This is a genomic window from Caballeronia sp., assembly GCF_049581465.1.
In the GTDB taxonomy this organism is placed as follows: Bacteria; Pseudomonadota; Gammaproteobacteria; order Burkholderiales; family Burkholderiaceae; genus Caballeronia.
Genome location: NZ_JBAUSA010000717.1, coordinates 1 through 4960, shown reverse-complemented (window position 1 = coordinate 4960; position 4960 = coordinate 1). Strand labels below are relative to the sequence as shown.

The 4960-nt window shown below is 60.6% G+C and carries 7 protein-coding genes; 5 read left to right on the top strand and 2 right to left on the bottom strand.

All coding sequences use genetic code 11. From position 1 onward, the window contains the following. The 3 genes from WCA53_RS17660 to WCA53_RS17650 form a co-directional block, all read left to right on the top strand. Positions 1 to 482 (top strand): phosphatase PAP2 family protein (locus WCA53_RS17660; protein WP_423913234.1); only part of this gene is annotated, 482 nt, incomplete at its 5' end. Between the two features lie 422 nt (positions 483 to 904). Next, positions 905 to 2431, top strand: coding sequence for an inorganic phosphate transporter (locus WCA53_RS17655; RefSeq protein WP_423913237.1), 1527 nt, complete (start codon positions 905 to 907; stop codon positions 2429 to 2431). Between the two features lie 221 nt (positions 2432 to 2652). Further along, complete coding sequence (locus WCA53_RS17650) at positions 2653 to 2811, top strand: DUF3309 family protein (protein WP_423913232.1); 159 nt, start codon at positions 2653 to 2655, stop codon at positions 2809 to 2811. A 212-nt stretch (positions 2812 to 3023) separates the two neighbouring features. On the opposite strand, the gene WCA53_RS17645 is transcribed toward WCA53_RS17650, so the two are convergent. Together WCA53_RS17645 and WCA53_RS17640 are read right to left on the bottom strand one after the other, a co-directional pair. After that, positions 3024 to 3395 (bottom strand): hypothetical protein, encoded by a 372-nt coding sequence (locus WCA53_RS17645; RefSeq protein ID WP_423913229.1) that lies wholly within the window; start codon positions 3393 to 3395, stop codon positions 3024 to 3026. A gap of 17 nt (positions 3396 to 3412) precedes the next feature. Beyond that, positions 3413 to 3643, bottom strand: coding sequence for a hypothetical protein (locus WCA53_RS17640; protein WP_423913226.1), 231 nt, complete (start codon positions 3641 to 3643; stop codon positions 3413 to 3415). Between the two features lie 220 nt (positions 3644 to 3863). Here WCA53_RS17640 and WCA53_RS17635 point away from each other — a divergent pair, with 220 nt between their 5' ends. Both WCA53_RS17635 and WCA53_RS17630 read left to right on the top strand, forming a co-directional pair. Then, positions 3864 to 4121: a DUF2866 domain-containing protein gene (locus tag WCA53_RS17635; protein ID WP_423913222.1), complete on the top strand. Its 258-nt coding sequence runs from the start codon at positions 3864 to 3866 to the stop codon at positions 4119 to 4121. Positions 4122 to 4403: 282 nt separating this feature from the next. Continuing rightward, positions 4404 to 4883, top strand: a complete 480-nt coding sequence (locus WCA53_RS17630; protein WP_423913217.1) for a MerR family transcriptional regulator — start codon at positions 4404 to 4406, stop codon at positions 4881 to 4883. The last annotated feature ends 77 nt before the right edge of the window (positions 4884 to 4960 follow it).

The window sequence follows — 4960 nt, the reverse complement described above, 5'->3', positions numbered from 1 at the left end:
CCATGGTGGCGTCGGCGGTCCTGCCCGTTGCGCTGTTTGTCGCATGCCTGCCAGGACGGGGCTGGTTGCGCGCGCTGGGGGCGGCGGCGGGCGTGCTCGCGGGCGTTGCAGTCGGCGTATCGCGCATCTTGCTCAACGCTCATTCGGTCTCGGAAGTCATCGCAGGGTGTGCGCTCGGCGCATTCGCGGCTGTGCTGTTCGTGGCATTTGCGTGGCGCGCCGAACCGGGCAAGCTCTCAGCCGCGCCCGTCGCGTTAAGCCTCGCGTTCGTAGCCATCTCGTTACACGGCATTCCCGTGCCGACACAGCGTTGGGTCACGGACATCGCGCTGCATCTGTCGGGCCACGAACTGCCGTTCATTCGCGCCCGCTGGAAAGCCGGTCACTACGACAAGCACGTCTCCGCTTCGGCCGAACTCACCGACGTGCGTCTAGAGGCGTTCAACGAACCGCTACCAACGGCATTGATAACGAAGCCCTGATTCGCAGGGTTGCTATCTCGCGCGATGCGGTTCGCGCAGCACGCGTGGCGGCATCAGGCCCGTCCATGATTTTCCAATAACGCCCCTCCGGTGCCCTTCTTCTGAGAAAGGCCCGCTAGCGCCCGCTGCGGCGCGTCATGTCACGTCACATTGCCTCTCGTCTTCGACCTCACGTATTTCACGTATTGCCAGATGAAATGGTCGGCGGCCGAGCGTCATCAAATCGAAATAAAGCGCATGCAAATATAAGGGTCCGCACTGCCAAATGTAAAAACGCCAAAAGTTGCGTCTCAGAAGTTTCGTCGCCTGAAGCCCGACTCTCCATCCTTAGCCGCCTCACGTTCAAAGGACTTCTCATGCCCGATATTGCCTTCCCCGAACGCAACGACAACGGGCCCCGCTCTCTCGGACGCCGGCTCAGCATGCCGCTGTTTCTCGTCGTAATCGCGATCGGAATTGTTTATTGCGTGACGCATCTCTTTAGCGATCTCGAGTCCGTGCAGCAGTCGTCAATATTGCCCTACGTCCTTCTCGGGTTTGCGTTGCTAATCGCACTCGGCTTCGAGTTCGTGAACGGCTTCCACGATACGGCGAACGCCGTTGCCACGGTCATCTACACGAACTCGCTCACGCCGAACCTGGCGGTCGTGTGGTCGGGCGCGTGGAATTTCATCGGCGTGCTGGTGTCGTCCGGCGCGGTCGCGTTTGGCGTACTACAACTGCTGCCGGTGGAACTGATCCTCGGCGTGGGCAGCTCGCAAGGCTTCGCGATGGTGTTCGCGCTGCTGATCGCCGCGATCATCTGGAACCTTGGCACGTGGATGCTCGGCATCCCTTCGTCGAGTTCCCACACGCTGATCGGCTCGGTCATCGGCGTTGGACTGATGAACCAGATATTGCACGGCACGTCGGGAACGTCGGGCGTTGACTGGGCCCAGGCAGTGTCGGTGGGCAAGTCGTTGCTGTTCTCGCCGGTGGTCGGGTTTCTCCTGGCCGGCTTGCTGCTCTACGTGATGAAGCTGGTCGTGCGGGTTCCCGCGCTTTATCAGGAACCGAAGAAGAACACGCCGCCGCCGTTCTGGATCCGCTGCTTGCTGATCCTGACATGCACGGGCGTTTCCTTCGCGCACGGGTCGAACGACGGGCAAAAGGGCATGGGCCTCATCATGCTGATCCTGATCGGCACGGTGCCCACGGCCTACGCGCTGAACCGCGCCGTCACACCTTCCGAGACGCAGACTTTCGTGTCGGTCGGGCATCACGCGTCGGAAGTGCTTGGCAAGTACACCAACGGCGTGGCCCCGGTCGCGGATCCCCGCGCAACGGTGCAGCACTATGTCCAGACCAAGACGCTTGCGCCGGATACGGTCGTGGCGTTACAGCAGCTCACCGGCATCATCGACAACCAGATCGGGCCGTCGACGTCGATGGCAACCGTGCCGCAAAGCATTGTCAGTAACGTGCGCAACAACATGTATGTGGCCTCCGAGGCGATGCGCCTGATGGAAAAGCAGAAAGCGCCCGCGTTCGCCGCAGACGATGCCGCCGTCCTCGACAACTACAAAGGCCAGCTCGATCACTCGACGAAGTTCATCCCAACCTGGGTAAAGGTCGCGGTCGCCGTAGCGCTCGGCCTCGGCACGATGGTCGGCTGGAAACGCATTGTGGTGACTGTTGGCGAGCGCATCGGCAAGACGCACTTGACGTATGGGCAAGGGGCATCGGCGGAAGTCGTCGCGATGCTCACCATCGGGGCCGCCGACCTCTACGGCCTGCCCGTCAGCACGACGCACATTTTGTCGTCGGGCGTGGCCGGGACAATGGCTGCAAACGGTTCCGGGTTGCAATGGAGCACGGTCAGGAGTCTCGCGATCGCCTGGGTCCTGACATTGCCAGTTTCGATCGCGCTGGCGGGGGGCTTGTTCTGGGCCTTCCAGTACGTGTTCTGACGCCGGTCAGCGGGCTCTGCTTGCAGTGAGTGTGGGGCGAGAGGAAAGGAGTCGGCGGTCCTGCTTGCAGCTAGCAGGAGGACTCCACGCTCCCCCGCTCTAGTAATCGTCAGTCTTATTTCTTCCTTGGCACACGGCTTGCTGAAGAGACATCGTAATTGCGAGGGCGCGCGGCATCGCCATTCACTCTTCAATCAATCCAATAAATAGGGAGAAGTCGGATGACTATCGGAACAATATTGCTGATCGTGCTGATCTTGTTGCTGCTAGGCGTGTTCCCTTCGTGGCCGCATAGCCGCAGCTGGGGTTACGGCCCAAGCGGGATTTTGGGCGTGGTGCTCGTCGTGGTGATTGTCTTACTGTTGATGGGTCAACTCTAGACGTTCGCTAAGGGTGCTGGGCCGAACCGGTTGTAGCGCTGGCCGTCCGCTATCGAAAAGATATTTTTGCTAGCGGGCGGCTTCAGTTTGGAGCCTGGTTGGAGCCCGTTATCGAGACTGCTGCGTTCGTCTGCCCATGCGCGAAAAAGCGTTGCTTGCAAAGCGAGTCGACGTTTCCGGGGAGTTGCCCTGCACGCTTGACGGGCTCGCGATCAAACGCGCAACACCCGTCCATCGGGCCCAATGAGCGGCGGCAGGTGCGGCGTGGGATCAACCGGTTTCGGCGCGAGCTTCGTGCGTCCGGCGCCAGTAGCTCCAGCCGACATTTGAGCCGACGAGCCTGGCGGCGCGACGTTCGTCTTGTCCGCGACCCGCTTCACCACCACGTTCTTGCGCTTCTTCTTCGATTGCACCGGCACCATGCCATGGGTCTTGCCCTTCGCCTTGAACGTCTGCGATTCCGGCGGGTTCCACACTTCTACGTACCGTCCGGCCGCGTAGGCGACGACCGGCGCCAGCCACATTGACCCAGCTAACAACGCAAGCGCGACGTTCGAAGAAAATTTGGATGAAAGGGATCTCAAGGCAATCGCTCCAGTTTTCAGTGTCCGCCAGCGCGCGAAAGAATAGCGTCGAGCGACCGCCGGGATGTGTCGAGTTCAAGCAGCGCGGCATCCAGCCGTTGCATGGCCAGCGCGACCGCACCGCCTTGCACGCCCAGTTCGGGCTCGCCGCGTGTTGCGTCGAAAGCAGCCGACACCGCGCGCGTGGCGTACACGTAGCGAGCGAGTGCAGCGGCTTCAGTGGCTTCAGGAGAGTGACGAATATTCATTTTCAAATGCGAATGACATGACCATCGACCTGTATAAATATACAGTATTGTGAGCACGCCGAGAAGTAGCGATGCAAGCCGTCGGGGCGTCGGCCGACTCGCACAACGCTACTTTCCGGGCGCGCTTTAAGTTGCGCTTAATTGTCGGCGGGCACATTAAGCCCGCAGCTTCTTCCGTCAGGCACGGTATTTTATTGAGGTCTCACAGCGAGGACACGCCATGGCCGCCAGCGCATCGTTTCAAAATATCAAGTCGGCGATGAAAACCGAGCACGCGTTGCCGCTTCAGGAGTGCAGGTTATCCGATCCCGTCGAGCGGCCTTGGGGACGGTCGTATCGAATGGTCGAATGGGCGCTCAAAAGCGATCCCTGCAAGCAACTGAGTGTCGTTCCGGCGGATTGCACAACATCGGATATAGCCGATGTCTTACGTGCTCACATACCCGGCCGACGCTATGGCCCAACCGATGCCGAGTAAGTCCCTTCACCCTGCTTTGCATTTGTTCCGGCCAAAAAAATGCCGGCACGAGGCCGGCAAAAAGTTCTAGCATTCCGGGGAATAAACTAGAACCTGAGAGAAGGTGCGCGTGGCGGGCAAATGCCCAAATCCAGCGCGGCTCGATTATCCCCATAATTTCCATTTTTGCCAAATTTTTTGCCTAACATCTAGATGACTACCCCTGTCGCGTGATGCCGTCTGTTGTTGAAATTTTCGGCGACAGTGCGCTCGTACGCCATTTGCTGCTTGAGAGGCAGTTCAATGGACGATCCAGTGATTACGACTCGCGAAGCGGCCGCGCTACTCGGCGTGTCGATCCGCACCGCACAGGGATGGGTCGAAAACGGCGCGCTCGATTCATGGAAGACGCCAGGGGGTCACCGCCGGGTCAGGCGCAGCGCGGTCCTCGCGCTGTTGGAAAAAGTAGGACCATCGACTGCGGCGCACTCCGCAATCGTCGTCGTGCTGGCGGCGCCCATACGGCTGCCAATTTACAGGCGGGCATTGGCGGACGTGCCGGAATGCGTGGTCGATACCTTTGACGATCCCTACGCCGCGCTGCTCGCCATGGGTACCCGATTACCCGCGCTTTTCGTGATCGAACTCGTCGACGACGATCCCGAACGCTTCGCCATGCTGCGTCGTATCGCGGTCGATCCCGCGCTCGGCCATACCCATGTCCTGGCAATGAGCGATCTATCGCGGGCGACCCTCGTCGCGCGCGGCGGCCTCGATGTCTGACTCGACCATCTTCCGCGCGACGCCGCCGCGGCGGATCTCTCCGCCCGGGTCGCAAGCCTGTTGTCCCTGTCGCCGGC

Excerpts from the sequence above, each read along its gene's own strand:
- WCA53_RS17635 (WP_423913222.1), top strand. The coding sequence starts at position 3,864 with ATGGCCGCCAGCGCATCGTTTCAAAATATCAAGTCGGCGATGAAAACC.
- WCA53_RS17640 (WP_423913226.1), bottom strand. The coding sequence starts at position 3,643 with ATGAATATTCGTCACTCTCCTGAAGCCACTGAAGCCGCTGCACTCGCT.
- WCA53_RS17655 (WP_423913237.1), top strand. The coding sequence starts at position 905 with ATGCCGCTGTTTCTCGTCGTAATCGCGATCGGAATTGTTTATTGCGTG.
- WCA53_RS17630 (WP_423913217.1), top strand. The coding sequence starts at position 4,404 with ATGGACGATCCAGTGATTACGACTCGCGAAGCGGCCGCGCTACTCGGC.
- WCA53_RS17650 (WP_423913232.1), top strand. The coding sequence starts at position 2,653 with ATGACTATCGGAACAATATTGCTGATCGTGCTGATCTTGTTGCTGCTA.